Annotated in this window: 15 protein-coding genes; 8 read left to right on the top strand and 7 right to left on the bottom strand. The window is 36.4% G+C overall.

Going from position 1 to position 14,802, the window contains the following annotated elements:
* Positions 1-33 precede the first annotated feature (33 nt).
* The 3 genes from ACYT6F_RS15450 to ACYT6F_RS15440 are packed head-to-tail and all read left to right on the top strand — an operon-like array spanning position 34 to position 2,280.
* Positions 34-1,068, top strand: a complete 1,035-nt coding sequence (locus tag ACYT6F_RS15450; RefSeq protein WP_472598523.1) for an aldehyde dehydrogenase family protein — start codon at positions 34-36, stop codon at positions 1,066-1,068.
* 37 nt (positions 1,069-1,105) lie between these two features.
* A complete protein-coding gene (locus ACYT6F_RS15445; RefSeq protein ID WP_472598522.1) occupies positions 1,106-1,552 on the top strand; it encodes a peptidylprolyl isomerase in 447 nt (148 codons plus the stop codon).
* A gap of 41 nt (positions 1,553-1,593) precedes the next feature.
* Positions 1,594-2,280, top strand: coding sequence for a Bax inhibitor-1/YccA family protein (locus ACYT6F_RS15440; RefSeq protein WP_472598521.1), 687 nt, complete (start codon positions 1,594-1,596; stop codon positions 2,278-2,280).
* 214 nt (positions 2,281-2,494) lie between these two features.
* Here ACYT6F_RS15440 and ACYT6F_RS15435 read toward each other — a convergent pair whose 3' ends face one another.
* From ACYT6F_RS15435 to ACYT6F_RS15410, 6 genes are all read right to left on the bottom strand, one after another.
* Positions 2,495-2,743 (bottom strand): DUF6952 family protein, encoded by a 249-nt coding sequence (locus tag ACYT6F_RS15435; protein ID WP_169230416.1) that lies wholly within the window; start codon positions 2,741-2,743, stop codon positions 2,495-2,497.
* On the bottom strand, positions 2,743-3,048 hold the full coding sequence (locus tag ACYT6F_RS15430) for a thioredoxin family protein (RefSeq protein ID WP_472598520.1): 306 nt from the start codon (positions 3,046-3,048) through the stop codon (positions 2,743-2,745). Before ACYT6F_RS15430 ends, ACYT6F_RS15435 begins: the two co-directional genes overlap by 1 nt.
* Before the next feature lie 122 nt (positions 3,049-3,170).
* On the bottom strand, positions 3,171-3,803 hold the full coding sequence (locus ACYT6F_RS15425) for a peroxiredoxin (RefSeq protein WP_072883073.1): 633 nt from the start codon (positions 3,801-3,803) through the stop codon (positions 3,171-3,173).
* Positions 3,804-3,962: 159 nt separating this feature from the next.
* Positions 3,963-6,416 (bottom strand): M16 family metallopeptidase, encoded by a 2,454-nt coding sequence (locus ACYT6F_RS15420; RefSeq protein WP_472598519.1) that lies wholly within the window; start codon positions 6,414-6,416, stop codon positions 3,963-3,965.
* A gap of 174 nt (positions 6,417-6,590) precedes the next feature.
* Positions 6,591-6,791, bottom strand: coding sequence for a hypothetical protein (locus tag ACYT6F_RS15415; RefSeq protein ID WP_472598518.1), 201 nt, complete (start codon positions 6,789-6,791; stop codon positions 6,591-6,593).
* Between the two features lie 58 nt (positions 6,792-6,849).
* A complete protein-coding gene (locus ACYT6F_RS15410; protein WP_472598517.1) occupies positions 6,850-8,037 on the bottom strand; it encodes a pyridoxal phosphate-dependent aminotransferase in 1,188 nt (395 codons plus the stop codon).
* Between the two features lie 139 nt (positions 8,038-8,176).
* Between ACYT6F_RS15410 and ACYT6F_RS15405 the strand changes: the two genes are divergently transcribed.
* From ACYT6F_RS15405 to ACYT6F_RS15385, 5 genes are all read left to right on the top strand, one after another.
* Positions 8,177-8,998: a GLPGLI family protein gene (locus tag ACYT6F_RS15405; RefSeq protein ID WP_472598516.1), complete on the top strand. Its 822-nt coding sequence runs from the start codon at positions 8,177-8,179 to the stop codon at positions 8,996-8,998.
* A 91-nt stretch (positions 8,999-9,089) separates the two neighbouring features.
* The gene (rsmG, locus tag ACYT6F_RS15400; protein WP_472598515.1) at positions 9,090-9,725 is read left to right on the top strand and encodes a 16S rRNA (guanine(527)-N(7))-methyltransferase RsmG; all 636 of its coding nucleotides are present in this window, start codon (positions 9,090-9,092) and stop codon (positions 9,723-9,725) included.
* A gap of 63 nt (positions 9,726-9,788) precedes the next feature.
* Positions 9,789-10,187, top strand: coding sequence for a hypothetical protein (locus tag ACYT6F_RS15395; protein WP_472598514.1), 399 nt, complete (start codon positions 9,789-9,791; stop codon positions 10,185-10,187).
* 4 nt (positions 10,188-10,191) lie between these two features.
* Positions 10,192-10,728 carry a DUF922 domain-containing protein gene (locus ACYT6F_RS15390; RefSeq protein ID WP_472598513.1) on the top strand — a complete coding sequence of 179 codons (537 nt, stop codon included), beginning with the start codon at positions 10,192-10,194 and terminating at the stop codon, positions 10,726-10,728.
* On the top strand, positions 10,725-13,418 hold the full coding sequence (locus tag ACYT6F_RS15385; RefSeq protein WP_472598512.1) for a PD-(D/E)XK nuclease family protein: 2,694 nt from the start codon (positions 10,725-10,727) through the stop codon (positions 13,416-13,418). Before ACYT6F_RS15390 ends, ACYT6F_RS15385 begins: the two co-directional genes overlap by 4 nt.
* Positions 13,419-13,571: 153 nt before the next feature.
* Here ACYT6F_RS15385 and ACYT6F_RS15380 read toward each other — a convergent pair whose 3' ends face one another.
* Positions 13,572-14,750 carry an acyl-CoA dehydrogenase family protein gene (locus tag ACYT6F_RS15380; protein WP_472598511.1) on the bottom strand — a complete coding sequence of 393 codons (1,179 nt, stop codon included), beginning with the start codon at positions 14,748-14,750 and terminating at the stop codon, positions 13,572-13,574.
* Positions 14,751-14,802 lie beyond the last annotated feature (52 nt).

The following is a 14,802-nucleotide window of genomic DNA, read 5'->3' as shown; positions in this document are numbered from 1 at the left end:
AATTACAAAATATTCCCCAATTTTACAGTACTTATGAATATTGAAAATCAAGTTTTAGGACTTACAAGGCTTAGTGATTATATAAAAGCATTTTTATCAAAAAATTCTGAAAATTATAATGAAAATGATGTTGATTTTGAACTTTTGATAAAGAAGTCTGAAATTGAGAACCCGTGGTTTACGGTTGAAAACCAGAAATTTGCTCTTCAGCAGTGGGCCGATCTGCTGACGGAGGAAAATATAAACAGCTGGCTTCAAGAATATTCCATTTCCAAAATATCCAAAAGAGTAGGGCTTATCCTTGCCGGTAATATTCCTTTGGTAGGGTTTCATGATGTAATTTCCGTTGTGTTGAGCAATCATATTCCTGTAATTAAGCTGTCTTCCAAAGACCGCTACATGATTCCTTTTTTACTTAAAAAATGGAGTGAGTTTTCCGATGGAAATGTAACCTTTGAATTTGTGGAAAGGCTGGAGAATTTTGAAGCGGTAATTGCTACGGGAAGCAACAATACGGCAAGATACCTCGAGTATTACTTTAAGAATCATCTTCATATCATCAGGAAGAACAGAACGTCTGTTGCTGTGATCAAAGGTGATGAAACGGAGGATGAACTGAAACTTTTAGCTGAAGATATTTTCAGGTATTTTGGCTTGGGCTGCAGAAACGTAACCCGGCTTTTTATTCCGCAGGATTATGTTATTGACAGGATTTTTGAAAGCTTCATTGGTTTCCAGGATATTATCAATCATAATAAATATGCGAATAACTACGATTACAACAGAGCAGTTTATCTTTTAAACCAGGAAAAATTCTGGGATAATAATTTTGTGATGCTGAAAGAAGACGATAAGCTGTTCAGTCCGCTTTCGGTTATTAATTTCAGCAGGTATTCTTCTTTGGATGAAGTAAAGGATTTTATTGCTGAGAATGAAGAAAATATTCAGTGTGTTGTGGCGAAAAAAGAATTAGGTTTAGACTCCGTAGCTTTGGGTGAAGCTCAAAATCCGGGTCTTAGTACGTATGCCGACAATGTTGATACGATGAAATTTTTATCAGTAATATAATTCTTCGTATCTTGCTGTCAACCAATCATAGATTCACATGAAAAAAATACTTTTAATAGGTGCGTTTTTTGCTTTTCAGTTAGCAATTTCCCAGGAAAGTAAAATTAAAGTTGTTGAAAGCAAGAAGATAGAGCTTACATCGGAATTAAGCAGCGATAAAGTTCATTTGTACAATAAGAATTTTATAAACTTTGTTGCTGCTCTGAAAGCTTCGGATAAAGAAAAAGTTAAAACCTTGGTTTCCGATAAAATCAAATATTATATGTCTGACGATATTGTTACAAAATTATCAGGAGGTATCAGTTTTGACCGAAAAATGGACGTATATAAATCTGGGTACCAGAAACTGTATGAAAATGAAACCTATCCGATCATTCAATACAAATATGCCGATGATCAACAAAATCCGCCGCGTGATATTATTAACGTAGTTTTTGAGAATGACGGAAAGATTCTTGGGGTAAAACCTGAATACAGCAAATAAATTATAAGAAATAAAACAATATAAAAAATAATAAATTAACTATGATGACAGACGTTTTGGTTGCGCATTCCTCAGATATTGAGAAAGCCGACTTTTACAAAAAAACTTACCTTCATGTTGCCTTGGCAATTCTTGCGTTTATTGGTGTTGAAGCTGTTTTATTACATATCGTTCCGGACCAGGTGATCTTCGCTATGTTTGGCCAGCGGTACATCTGGCTTTTAATTATCGGCGTATTCTGGCTTGCTTCTGTTTTGGCTGCAAAGTGGTCACTTTCGCTCAGCAAATCAACACAGTATTTTGGGTTAGGATTTTACATCCTGCTGGAAGCGGTTATTTTTCTTCCACTAATCAAGATTGCGACATTATATGCTGGGCCGCAGGTCATTTATCAGGCTGCAATGCTTACGATTGCCATGTTTGCGGGAATTTCATTCGTTGCATTTACTTCAAAAAGAGATTTTTCTTTTCTTAGAAATATTATTGTGATCGGAGGATTTATCGCTCTTGGTCTTATTGTAGGAGGAATGCTTTTTAGCTTTAACCTCGGACTTTGGTTCTCTGTAGGGATGGTAATTTTAGCTTCTGCAACCATTCTTTACCAGACAAGCAAATTGAAGGACTCTTACAGCACAAACCAGTATGTAGGAGCTTCTCTGCAGCTTTTTGCTTCGATCATGCTTTTATTCTGGTATATTTTAAGCATCCTGATGAGCAGAAGAAGCTGATAAAATGTGAATTAAGAAAATAGATAATAGATAATAGAGAAAAGATAACAGACCTACGGACAGAGATCTGATTTCTATTTTGGAATTATTTAGTAAAGAGAAATTCTATAAACCCAAAAAATCCTGATGTTTTTCATCGGGATTTTTATTTGGAAGTCTTACCTATAAACTTCGCGGAATTTAAGCTTAAAATCTTTCGGTTTATGATTAGATTTTATTTATCAATAGATCCTAAAACCTTTTGTGCAAAAGAGTTTAAAGCGTCTTTTTCACTCATTCCGGATTGTACACTGGCGTGAACTTCCAGTGCTCCGCAGATGTTGGTGATCAATTCTCCGGCAACATTCATATCCTCTTCCGTTGTACCTCTGAACTCTGTAAAACTTTCCAGCACTTCAAGGGTTTTTTCCAGGTTTTCAGGCGTCTGCGTCTGATAAAACTGTCTTATGATCGGTAACTTCATTATAATTCGTTAAATAATTCGGTTAAACTCTCTGCTTTATTGGTCTGAACCTGATTTATCAGCTCACCGTTTCTGAAAATGGCAAAAGTCGGCAGGTTATCTACTTTGGCCAATTTCCGGCTTTCCGGCAATTTTTCGGCATCTACATATAGGAAAGGAATACTGTCATTTTCAGAAGCTAATTTTTTAAATTTCGGCTTCATAATTCTGCAGTTCCCGCACCATGTTGCGCCGTACTGTACGACTACTTTTTCATTTTCGCTTACAATATTCTGCAGCGTATCTTCTGTTAATTCTGTATACATAAGTTTATTTTTATAAAAATAAACAATGTAACAATCTAAAAATTTACCAATGTAACAATTCAAAAAACTGCTTTTAAAAATTGTTATACTGTTAGATTGTTACATTGTTATATTAAAAATTATTAATTTTTAGCTAAATACTCAGCCGTAGAAGTTCTGTCAGCCTTCATCGCATCTTTTCCTTCTTCCCAGTTGGCAGGGCAAACTTCACCATGCTTCTGAACGTGAGTATAAGCGTCGATTAATCTTAAATATTCTTTTACATTTCTTCCCAAAGGCATATCGTTTACAGACTCATGGAAGATCTTTCCTGTTTCGTCGATAAGATAAGTTGCTCTGTACGTAACGTTTGAACCCGTGAAAACTTCTTCACCTTCATCATTGTATTCAAAATCCTGATCAACAATTCCTAAAAGATTCGCCAGCTGTCTGTGCGTATCGGCAAGAATCGGGTACGTAACACCTTCGATACCTCCGTTATCTTTTGATACATTTAACCATGCAAAGTGCACTTCGTTTGTATCGCAAGAAGCACCGATTACTTTTGTATTTCTTTTTTCAAATTCTCCTAAAGCTTCCTGGAAAGCGTGAAGCTCAGTCGGGCATACAAAAGTAAAATCTTTCGGATACCAGAATAAAAGAACTTTTTGCTGATTGGCAGTTGCTTCTTCGAAGATGTTGATTCTTAAATCATCACCCATTTCAGACATTGCGTCAATTGTTACATTCGGGAATTTTTTTCCTACTAAAGACATAATTTCTTGTTTTTATATTTAAATTTTTCTAGTGCAAATATAGAACTATTTGTCTATCGAACAAGTTGATTTCGATAAATAAAATCTATAATTATTTTTGATCTGATAGAAATAAAAAAGCCCTGAATTCAGGGCTTTCAATAAATTTATAAATGGTTTTTAATAACCAAATATTTCAGTAAGATTCAGCTTTTTCACTTCACCGAGTTTCTGCATATCTGCTTCGTTCACTTTATCCTGAGAAGCAACTACACAGTAGGTGTAATTTTTGCCTTTCATCTCCTGATCGTGGAAACTGTTGATATCTGCAAAAGTAAGTTTCGGAGCCTGCTCATACACATTCTTCCTGATGTCTGAATTGTTTCCAAGCTTTTGTGCTCTCAGATAAGTAAAGATGATACCGTCCTGCGTAATTCTTTCTGATGCAATGGTCTTTTTCAGTCCGCTTTTTGCCGTTTCAAACAGCTGGTCAGATTTTGGAAGGGTAGTCAGGAGTTCATTCATCGCGGTTGTAGATTCATTGAATTTATCTGCCTGAGTTCCTACATAGGCCATGATCATGTCTTTGTCTTCTTTTTTGCCCGGAAGAGAAAAATAAGAATACGTAGAATATGCCAAAGCTTTTGACTCCCTGATCGTCTGGAATACTACGGAACCCATTCCGCCACCGAAATAATTGTTGAATAAGCTTACGGTAGGGGTAATGCTCACGTTGTAAGGATTGCTGTTTCGTACCCAGAAAATCTCTGCCTGCACCATATCATAATGTGCGAACAATACTTTGTTTTTATCTGTAGAAACCTGTGTGAACGTTTTAGATTTCGGCATATCTTTAAGCGAAGCCGGAATATTATGGATTGAACCCAGTGAAGATGAAACCTGGTCCGCAGATTTTGGTCCGTAGTGAAGGATTTTATGCTTATAATTAAATAAATCATGAAGCATATTCACAAGATCTTCTGCTTTTAATGCGTCAAGCTCAGCATCCGTTAAAACATTATTGAAAGGATTTTGCGGTCCATACTGAGCATAGCTTCTTAGCCCGCTCATAATTGCTCCTTTATTCTGTTTTGCATTGGCTCTTGACTTTTTAAGTCTTGCTTTATAGGAATCCAGGGCTTTCTGATCCGGTTGGCAATTTTTGATAAGATCTTCGAATAACGCAGCCGTTTTTTCGAAATTTTCATTTAACCCTTCCAGAGAAACATAAGTTTCTTCATTTCCTGCACTTACATTAAAGCTTGATGCCAGTTTGTAAAACTCTTTACTGATCTGTTCCGATGATTTGTTTTTGGTTCCTAAATATTGCAGGTATTCCGCAGCGAAAGGAAGTAATTTATTATTCCATCTTCCTGAATCAAAGTAATAGTACAATCTGAAAAGCTGGTTATCCGTATTTTTTACAGAAAGGATATCTACCGACTTCAGCTTACTTTTAGCAATATCTTTATTGAAATCCAGCCACATAGGAGCGATCGGCGATTCCGGCATTTCATCAATTTTTTTCAGGAACGGCGACTGGTCTTCTCTGTTTACGGATACTGCGGTGATGGCAGGTTTATCCACTTTCAGAATATTTTTGTCTTCTCCTTTTCTTTTGTAGACCGCTACATAGTTGTTGTCTTTAAGATATCTGGAGGCAAAATCCATGATGTCTTTCTTTGTTATCTTAGAAATTTCTTCAATATATTCCAGCTGCGTTTTATGGTCTACTTCAGAAGTAAATTCATCCATCAGAGACTCGGCTCTTGAAGAATATTTTTCATACTTCTGGATAATGTTCTTCTTTTCATTATTAACAATTGACTGTAAAAGATCATCCGAAAATTCTCCTTTTCTCAATTTGTCAATCTCCTGAAGCAATAAACTTTTCACATCATCCAAAGACTGACCTTCCGTAGGATTTCCCTGTAACAATAATGCCGAATAATCTTTCAGCACATATGGGAAAGCGTATGCGCTCAGTAACTTCTGTTTTTTAACAAGATCAAGATCTATTAATCCGGCCTGTCCGTTGGTAAGCATGCTTCCGATGAAATTCAGCATTCTTGCATCTTTCGTGGTAGCTCCAGGAAAACGGAATCCGATCATGATATTTTCAGGATTCGGCCCGTAAACTTCTCTGGTTATCGGTGAATTGATCGGACTTTCCTGTCCGGGATTATATACAGGAACAGGTTTGTTTTTCATGTATGAAAACGCCTTGTCGATCTTGGCAATCATTTCATCAGGATTAAAATCTCCTGACATGATAATTCCCATATTGTTCGGAACATAATAGTTGTTATAATATTCTCTGATCGCCTTTAAAGAAGGGTTTTTTAAATGCTCAATCGTTCCGATGGTCGTCTGCTTTCCGTAATTGTTGTTGGGGAACATTGCCGCAAACATCGATTCCAGAACTTTTCTTCCGTCGTTATCCAGACCGCGGTTTTTTTCTTCATAAACTGCTTCTAGTTCTGTATGGAAAAGCCTTAAAATCGGCTGTCTGAAACGTTCAGCCTGAACGGCCAGAAATTTATCCGTAACATTCGCAGGGATGTCTTCGGTATACACTGTCTGTTCGTAAGAGGTGAAGGCATTGGTTCCGTCTGCACCCATTCCCGCCATCATTTTGTCATACTCATTGGCGATGGCATATTTTGCAGCCTCTCCGGAAACTTTATCAATCTCTTTGTAGATTTCCTTTCTTTTGGCTTCGTCTGTGTGGCTTTTTAATTCTTTAGATAAAGAAAAATCGTCTTATTTTGCAATAAGACGATCTTTTTCCATTAAAAAGTCAAATATTTAAGAAACAGTAAAAGTTGTTCCTCTTGTACTTCCACATATTTGATTTCCTGCTGCAACAAGTTGATCATAAGAATTAACGTTGTGTGCTTGACCAGATCTGCCATTTGAACAACTAATGTAATAAGTTTCTGCTCCTTTAATTGTTTCTAGCTCTTTTCTACTTAATTTTTTTGCTTGTAAATTTTTCAAATTTTTCATTTTAAATGTTTTTAGGTTCTAAATGTAGTGATTTATTTTTATCTAAACAATAACTAATTTATTTTTCTAATGTATTCTTGATTCTCTTCATTGCTTCAATGAGGTCTTCTTCAGAAGCTGCATAAGAGAATCTGATGCATTCCGGGCTCCCGAATGAAACGCCGCCCACACAGCCGACATGTGCATTTTCGAGTAGGAACATGGCAAAATCATCAGAATTTTTAATTTCTGTTCCATTTAACGTTTTTCCGATGTAAAATGATATATCAGGAAAGAAATAAAAAGCAGCCTTCGGAAGGACTACTTTGAATCCTGGAATTTCCTTGATTAAATCGTATACCAGATCTCTTCTTTTTCTGAAGGCATCAATCATGTATTTATATTCCGAAGGATCGGTTTTTAATGCTGTGATCGAGGCTCTTTGGGCCACGGTGTTAGCTCCGCTGGTCATCTGTCCCTGAATTTTTTCACATGCTTTTGCCAGCCATTCCGGACACGCAGAATATCCGATTCGCCATCCTGTCATTGCGAAAGCTTTGGACATCCCGTTGATAACGGCAGTCTGCTCGTATACTTCCGGAAACTGCGCGATGGAAGTGGTTTTTGTTTCGTAGTTAATATATTCGTAGATCTCATCTGAGATTACAGTAACATGAGGATATTTTGCAATAACCTTTGCGATGGATTTTAACTCATCATACGTATAATATCCGCCGGAAGGATTACAGGGTGAACTGAAAAGCACCGCTTTGGTTTTCTCTGTGATCGCTTCTTCAAGCTGTTCAGCCGTGATCTTAAAATCCGTTACATAAGAAGTAGGAAGCATTACGGAAGTTCCACCCATCATTTTTACCATTTCGTCATAGCTTACCCAGTAAGGATTCGGAAGGATTACTTCATCACCGTCATTCAGCAAAGCGGCTAAAACATTCAAAATGGCCTGTTTAGCGCCGTTTGACACGCAAATTTGTGATGGTTTGTATTCTAATTCATTGTCTCTTTTCAGTTTGTAGGCAATTGCTTCCCGTAGCTCTAAAAATCCGGGAACAGGAGAGTAGTGACTGTAGTTTTCGTTGATAGCATCGAAAGCGGCCTGTTTGATATTATCCGGAACGTCGAAATCCGGCTCGCCCAAAGTAAGGCTGATAACATCTATTCCGCTGGCTTTCATTTCTCTGGCCTTGTTGGACATAACAAATGTCTGTGAGTAACCAAGTCGTTGTACTCTGTCTGAAAGTTTCTCCATTTAAGTTATTTCTATTTTAACAAATATATATAAAAAGTATTTTACTGAAAATTAAAATATATCAGGTTTGTTCAGGTTAAAGTTTATCACTAGGTTTGTAGTTATTCAACCAAATTTTTAAAATATTAATATATTCATAATGTATAAATTATTCTTTCTTCTTCTCGTTTCTCTTGTTTCTGCCCAAAATTATCGGTTTACCTATTCCTACAGCATGAAACCTGATGCCGGTAAGAAAGATTCTGCAATTACCGATTATATGAATCTTGATACGGATGGCCGGAAATCTTATTTTTATAATGCTGCAAAGTTTGAGAGAGATTCGGCGTACGCTGTTACAAAAAGTTATAAAGATCTTCTTCAGGCCAAGTCTTACGATCAGAATTTAAGCTATATTATTGAAAAAGATTATTCAAAAAAAACAATGAACTTTCATGATACCTTTAAAACCGTACATCTTGTGATTTCCGAGACTGAAATTCCGAAATGGAATATCGAACAGGAATTTACGAAGATCAACGGAATCAGCTGTCAGAAAGCGAACGCAAAGTATAAGGGAAGAATTTGGGAGGCATGGTTCAGTAAAGAATATCCCATTAATGACGGTCCGTACAAGTTTTCGGGCCTACCCGGAATTGTTGTCAGCATTAAAGATTCTGAAAACGATCATGTTTTTAATTTAATTCAAATTAAGAAAATCAACGAAATTTTTTCACTGTTGCCAAAGTCTGCCAGGCAAATGAGTTTTGCTGAGTATAAAAAAACGATGAGCAGCTTTACCTTTACCAACGAAGATATTGAAAGCATGAGCGTTAACAAACAAGAAAACAGGATTGATCTTCAGCTTAAAGACGGATATATTGCAAAGATCGGAACAGAAGACATGAAAAAAATGCGGAAGATGGATGAAGAAATGACCAAACGATTAAGAAGAACCAATAATTATATTGAAAAAGAATAACCGTAAAAAATGAAGAAGAGAGCAATCTTTACTTCCTGATATTTGAATAAAGCTTATAAAAAACTTATTTTTGCTTTTTATAATATTTTACATGTCTATAACGTTACTACTAAAATACTTTCCCGATCTTACAGAAAAGCAGCTTGAACAGTTCGGTAAACTGGAAGATCTTTATCATGAATGGAACGAAAAAATTAATGTAATCTCCAGGAAAGATATGGAATCTCTCTACGAGAAACACATTCTCCATTCTCTGGGAATTGCGAAAGTAATGGAGTTTGCTCCCGGAACTAAGGTTCTTGATATCGGAACAGGCGGCGGCTTTCCGGGAATTCCTCTGGCGATTTTGTTTCCGGAGACAGAATTTACTTTAATTGATTCTATCGGAAAGAAAATAACTGTGGTAAAGGCGGTTGCAGAAGGAGTAGGGCTGCAGAATGTGAATGCCATTCATGGAAGGGCAGAAAAGCTGAAGGAGAAATTTCACTTTGTAGTAAGCCGGGCAGTGACCCAGATGCCGGAATTTCTGAAATGGCTGAAAGGCAAATTTGAAAAAGAACAGTTTAATACCAGACATAACGGAATTTTATATTTAAAAGGCGGTGATCTCGCGGAAGAGCTTGCCGGACTCAAATGTGAAATTTTCAATCTTAAAAACTATTTTGATGAAGAATTTTTTGACACGAAAAAAGTAGTGTACGTGTCGAAAGGCAATTTTAATTCTTAAATTTTAACATATTTTAGGAATAATTTTTGCTAAAAATATACTGATAATCAAAATTTTGTTGTTATGAAAAAGCTTCTGTTTTCTATGCTGATTATAGGATTGTCCATTACTTCATGTGATGATGACGATGACTATCAGACCATCGAATCAATCGATAAAATTAAAATAGACAGCGTAAAAATAGTGAATGACACGATGGATGTGTTCAGTATTCAGAGCATCAAAACGTATTCTACCTATCCGTCTCATTGCGAAGGATTTTACGGATACGATTACGTTCATAACGATAATCTCATCAGAACGGTTACCGCTTACAAATACATCACCAGCGGACCCTGCACCCAAGCCACGTATACTTCTGCCAACCAGATTAATTTCAGTCCGCGAAAAACAGGGAGATATACTTTTAAATTCTGGAACGGCGGCAATACCTGGATCACCAAAACAATTGTAGTTGAGTAAATAAATGAAATGTACTTTTTTAGCATGTTTTCTGATTTCCAATGTATTATTCGGTCAGAAGATCTATTGGGCAGAAAATGTAAAACTAAACTGGGGGAACTTTAAAAGCAAATCCAATAACCAGAGAGGAGCCAATGTGGTAGCCTACACGAATTGCGGATGGATTTATTCTTATGTAAAATCTTCCAATCCCAAAGCTCCCGTAAAAATAGAGGTGAGTACCGTTTTCAATGAAGATAAATCCTGGAAAGATGTCAAACGAATCAACGATTATGTGCTTCTTCATGAACAAAAGCACTTTGACGTAGCCGAAGTTTATGCAAGGAAGCTTCGCAAGGAAATTGCGGAAAATATAAAAACTTCTGCAGATTTCGACAAAAAATTTAAAACCATTTACAACACAATTCTAAAAGAGTATCAGGATTTCCAGAGACAATATGACGGGGAAACAAAAAACGGTATTCTTGAAGATAAACAATCGGAATATAATCGTATTATTGCTGAAGGATTGGAAAATTATAAAAGCTATAAATCGTCTTGAAATTTCTGAACAAAATCATCGATGAACTTCTTGAACAAAACACGGATCTTTCCGGGTTTAATGTAATCCTGCCCGGAAAACGGCCGATTGTGTTTATAAGAGAGATTTTAAAAGAGAGAAATTACTCCGGGTTTTTGCCCAATTTTTTTACAATTGAAGAACTGATTCACCGCATCGCTGATACACAGGAAATCCAAGGAATTTCACTCTGGCTTTTTGCTTTTGATGTCTATAAAAGCCTTAATCTTATTCCCAATGATGATTTTTCAGAATTTCTGAAATGGTTCCCTACTTTGCAGAAGGACTGGGACGACATGATGAAATTTTCAGACAGCGACCAGGCGGTGCTGCACTACATGTTTGATGAAGAAAGAATAAAAGACTGGGCGCAAAATCTTGGTGATGATGAAGATGTTCCGAGAAAAAAATTCCTGAATTTCTGGAGAAATATGAATGTTTTTCTTCCGGTGCTAAAGAAAAGATTACAGGAAAAAAACTGGGCAACCTCAGGAATGATTCATGAGATGGCAAAAAAGCACATCGAGGAATACTCAAAAAACACAAAAGAAGAATTTGTGTTTTGCGGCTTTAATGCATTTACTCCGGTAGAGGAAAAGCTGGTCAGAAGCCTTCTACAATGGAACAAAGGACAATGCTTCTTTCAGGCAGACCGGTACTATTTCGATGATGAAAGACAGGAAGCCGGAAAGTTTCTCAGAGATCATAAAACATGGAAAGAATTCAATGACAGCCGTGTTTTTAAATGGATTGAGGACGATTTTAACCAACCAAAAAATATAAAGGTTTACGAAGTTTCCGGAAATATTACCCAAACCAAAATTTTACCGGAAATTTTTAAAGAAATTGACAATAAAACCTATTCGAATACAGCTGTAGTCTTGCTGGATGAAAATCTCCTGCCTGCAAGCCTTGATGTAATGTACGGGATTCAGAATCTGAACATTACGATGGGTTTTCCGTTGAAAAATCTTTCTTTTTCAAATGCGGTCAAACAGCTCTTTTATCTTCAGAAGCAACTTGAAAAAAATAAATCTTCTTACTATTACCGGGATATTTTCCCTATTCTTGAAGAATTGCCGAAATCTGCTGAAGATGAATTGGTTATCAATAATTTTAAAGCTAAAATCGAAGAAAGAAATATCGTCTATATTTCTAAAAAACTTTTGAATGAGCTTTTAAATGATCTTTCTTACTTTAACTTGCTTCAGAAAGCAGATTCCGCAAGCAATTACCTGGATTCGTTAATCGCATTCTGTAGGGAAATCAAATGGCTTGATATTGATGATATTCAGTACGAAAACGTGTCTCATTTTGAAAATGCCTTCAGGATTATTAAAAACCAGCTTTCGCCGTACCAGTTTGAAATCAAAATGGAGACGCTGGAAATTTTGATCAACCAGCATATTAATTCAGAAAGTATTGATTTTCAGGGTGAGCCTTTACGAGGACTTCAGATCATGGGACTTCTGGAAACGCGTCTTCTCAACTTTGAAAATGTTATTTTACTTTCGGTGAACGAGGGTAAGCTTCCGTTGGGAAATTCGCAGAATACCTACATTCCTTTTGATGTAAGAAAGTTTTTCGATCTTCATACTTTCCTGGAAAACGACAGTATCTACGCCTATCATTTTTACCGCCTCATTCAGGATTCAAAGAATGTTCATCTTTTGTTTAACGCTTTAAGTTCGGGTGTAAATACCGGAGAAAAAAGCAGGTTCATTACACAGATTGAAATGGAAAGCTCTCATGAAATTGAACATCTGATTATTGAGAATTCTTCGGAGCCTATCATTACACAGCCTATTGAAATTAAGAAAACGGACATCGTTCTGGAAAGACTGGAAAAATGGAAGGCAAAAGTTTCTGCATCCCACCTTACCAGTTATCTGTATAATCCTATTGATTTTTATCTTTCAAAAATTCTGAACACTTCGGAAACAGATGAAATTGAAGAAGAGCTTTCTGTGAAAAATTATGGAAATCTTGTTCACTATTCACTTCAAGAAGTATATGAAGCTTTAAAAGGTAAAATATTAAAAGAAAACGACTTAAAGAATTCAATTAAAGCTATAGATCACTATATAGAAATCGCAATTGACAAGCTAAAACATCAGCCTGAATTTTATGAAAAAGGAATGAATTTCATTCATCGCGCTATCGCTAAAAAAGTTATTGAAACAATTCTGACGTACGATCTTGAACTGGTAAAAAGCGGAAATACCTTAGAAATTATTGACATTGAAAAACGTTTTGAAGGAGTAGATTTTTATTTAAATGAAAACGATAAAATATCTTTTTTCGGTTTTATAGACCGAATCGACAGGCTCAATGGAACGCTTAGAATTATAGATTATAAAACAGCTAAAATCAAAAATCTAGTTGTAAAAATTGATGAAGATAAAATTGATGAATATTTCCATAATAGTGACCGGAAGCAGGCTTTGCAGCTTTGCATTTATCAGTATGTGGTTGAAAATCTCCCTGAGTTTTGGGGAATGCCTGTAGAAACAGGAATCTGGAGTTTTGCCGAAGCTAAAAAAGGAGTCGTTTCTCTTCAGTTTGAGAAAGGAAATATTGAGGATGCTATGAAATCCGTAAAAAGCCTGATTGAAGAAATCCTGAATCCGGATATTAATTTTATTGAAGAAATTAAGACATACTCAAACTAAATTTTTTTATATCCCGCAGATCTTACAGATTACGCAGATTTATCATTTAATTTAAATATAAAGGTGGCTTAAGAAATAATACTTAGCCACCTTTTCTTGTTTACACAATGTATTATGATTGGTGGCTGAGGGACTCGAAGCCACCATTATTAATTAAAATGCGTTGATTCCGGTAATATCAAGACCTGTAATGAGAAGGTGTACATCATGAGTTCCTTCATAGGTTATTACAGATTCCAGGTTAGCAGCGTGTCTCATCATTGGGAATTCTCCCATGATTCCCATTCCGCCCAGAATCTGACGGGATTCTCTCGCAATATCAATAGCCATTTTCACATTGTTTCTTTTAGCCATTGAAATCTGTGCAGGTGTAGCCTTATGTTCATTTTTAAGATTTCCCAACTGAAGGCAAAGCAACTGAGCTTTAGTGATTTCCGTTAAAAATTCGGCTAATTTTTTCTGTTGAAGCTGATAAGAACCGATCGGTTTTCCGAACTGCTTTCTTTCTTTAGAATATTGAACTGCAGTACAGTAGCAGTCGATTGCTGCTCCGATAACACCCCACGAAATACCATATCTGGCGGAATTTAAACATGATAAAGGTCCTTTTAAACCGGTAACTCCCGGAAGCAGATTTTCTTTAGGAACCTTCACATTATTGAAAACCAGCTCTCCGGTTTTTGAAGCTCTTAAGCTCCATTTGTTGTGGGTTTCCGGTGTTGTAAAGCCTTCCATTCCTCTTTCAACAATTAATCCCTGTACTTTGTCTTCTTCATTTTTAGCCCAAACTACAGCAATATCGCAAAGCGGCGAATTGGTGATCCACATTTTGGCACCGTTCAAAAGATAGTGGTCACCCATATCTTTGAAGTTGGTTTCCATAGAACCTGGATCAGAGCCGTGGTTAGGCTCGGTAAGACCGAAGGAGCCGATCATTTCTCCGGCAGCCAGCTTAGGTAAATATTTTTTCTTTTGCTCTTCAGAACCGAATTCATTGATAGGGAACATTACCAGAGAACTTTGTACGGAAGCTGCAGAACGCACGGCAGAATCACCTCTTTCTAGCTCCTGCATAATCAGGCCGTAAGAAATCTGATCCAGCCCGGAACCGCCATATTCAACAGGAATATAAGGTCCTAAAGCTCCGATCTGTCCCAATTCTTTCATCAGGTTTGGGATATCGGTGTGGTTTTGAGCAGCATGATCAATCTGTGGCATGACAAAACTTTCTACCCAATCTCTTACAGACTGGCGGATAAGTTTGTGTTCTTCGGTAAGTAAGGAATCAATCCCGTAATAATCGGGAATGCTTGTAAGGGAATAATATGACATTATATTTTAATTTTCCTAAAAATAAGACTTTTAACTATTTCAGAGAAATTTT

The sequence above is a fragment of the Chryseobacterium sp. NG-CE01 genome, assembly GCF_055695505.1.
Note: the sequence above shows the minus strand (reverse complement) of the source record. Positions and strands in the feature narration are given on the sequence as shown.

What these genes read in the sequence shown, in the direction of transcription:
- ACYT6F_RS15450 (WP_472598523.1), top strand. Translation starts at nt 34, where the DNA reads ATGAATATTGAAAATCAAGTTTTAGGACTTACAAGGCTTAGTGATTAT.
- ACYT6F_RS15445 (WP_472598522.1), top strand. Translation starts at nt 1,106, where the DNA reads ATGAAAAAAATACTTTTAATAGGTGCGTTTTTTGCTTTTCAGTTAGCA.
- ACYT6F_RS15440 (WP_472598521.1), top strand. Translation starts at nt 1,594, where the DNA reads ATGATGACAGACGTTTTGGTTGCGCATTCCTCAGATATTGAGAAAGCC.
- ACYT6F_RS15435 (WP_169230416.1), bottom strand. Translation starts at nt 2,743, where the DNA reads ATGAAGTTACCGATCATAAGACAGTTTTATCAGACGCAGACGCCTGAA.
- ACYT6F_RS15430 (WP_472598520.1), bottom strand. Translation starts at nt 3,048, where the DNA reads ATGTATACAGAATTAACAGAAGATACGCTGCAGAATATTGTAAGCGAA.
- ACYT6F_RS15425 (WP_072883073.1), bottom strand. Translation starts at nt 3,803, where the DNA reads ATGTCTTTAGTAGGAAAAAAATTCCCGAATGTAACAATTGACGCAATG.
- ACYT6F_RS15420 (WP_472598519.1), bottom strand. Translation starts at nt 6,416, where the DNA reads ATGATGGCGGGAATGGGTGCAGACGGAACCAATGCCTTCACCTCTTAC.
- ACYT6F_RS15415 (WP_472598518.1), bottom strand. Translation starts at nt 6,791, where the DNA reads ATGAAAAATTTGAAAAATTTACAAGCAAAAAAATTAAGTAGAAAAGAG.
- ACYT6F_RS15410 (WP_472598517.1), bottom strand. Translation starts at nt 8,037, where the DNA reads ATGGAGAAACTTTCAGACAGAGTACAACGACTTGGTTACTCACAGACA.
- ACYT6F_RS15405 (WP_472598516.1), top strand. Translation starts at nt 8,177, where the DNA reads ATGTATAAATTATTCTTTCTTCTTCTCGTTTCTCTTGTTTCTGCCCAA.
- rsmG (WP_472598515.1), top strand. Translation starts at nt 9,090, where the DNA reads ATGTCTATAACGTTACTACTAAAATACTTTCCCGATCTTACAGAAAAG.
- ACYT6F_RS15395 (WP_472598514.1), top strand. Translation starts at nt 9,789, where the DNA reads ATGAAAAAGCTTCTGTTTTCTATGCTGATTATAGGATTGTCCATTACT.
- ACYT6F_RS15390 (WP_472598513.1), top strand. Translation starts at nt 10,192, where the DNA reads ATGAAATGTACTTTTTTAGCATGTTTTCTGATTTCCAATGTATTATTC.
- ACYT6F_RS15380 (WP_472598511.1), bottom strand. Translation starts at nt 14,750, where the DNA reads ATGTCATATTATTCCCTTACAAGCATTCCCGATTATTACGGGATTGAT.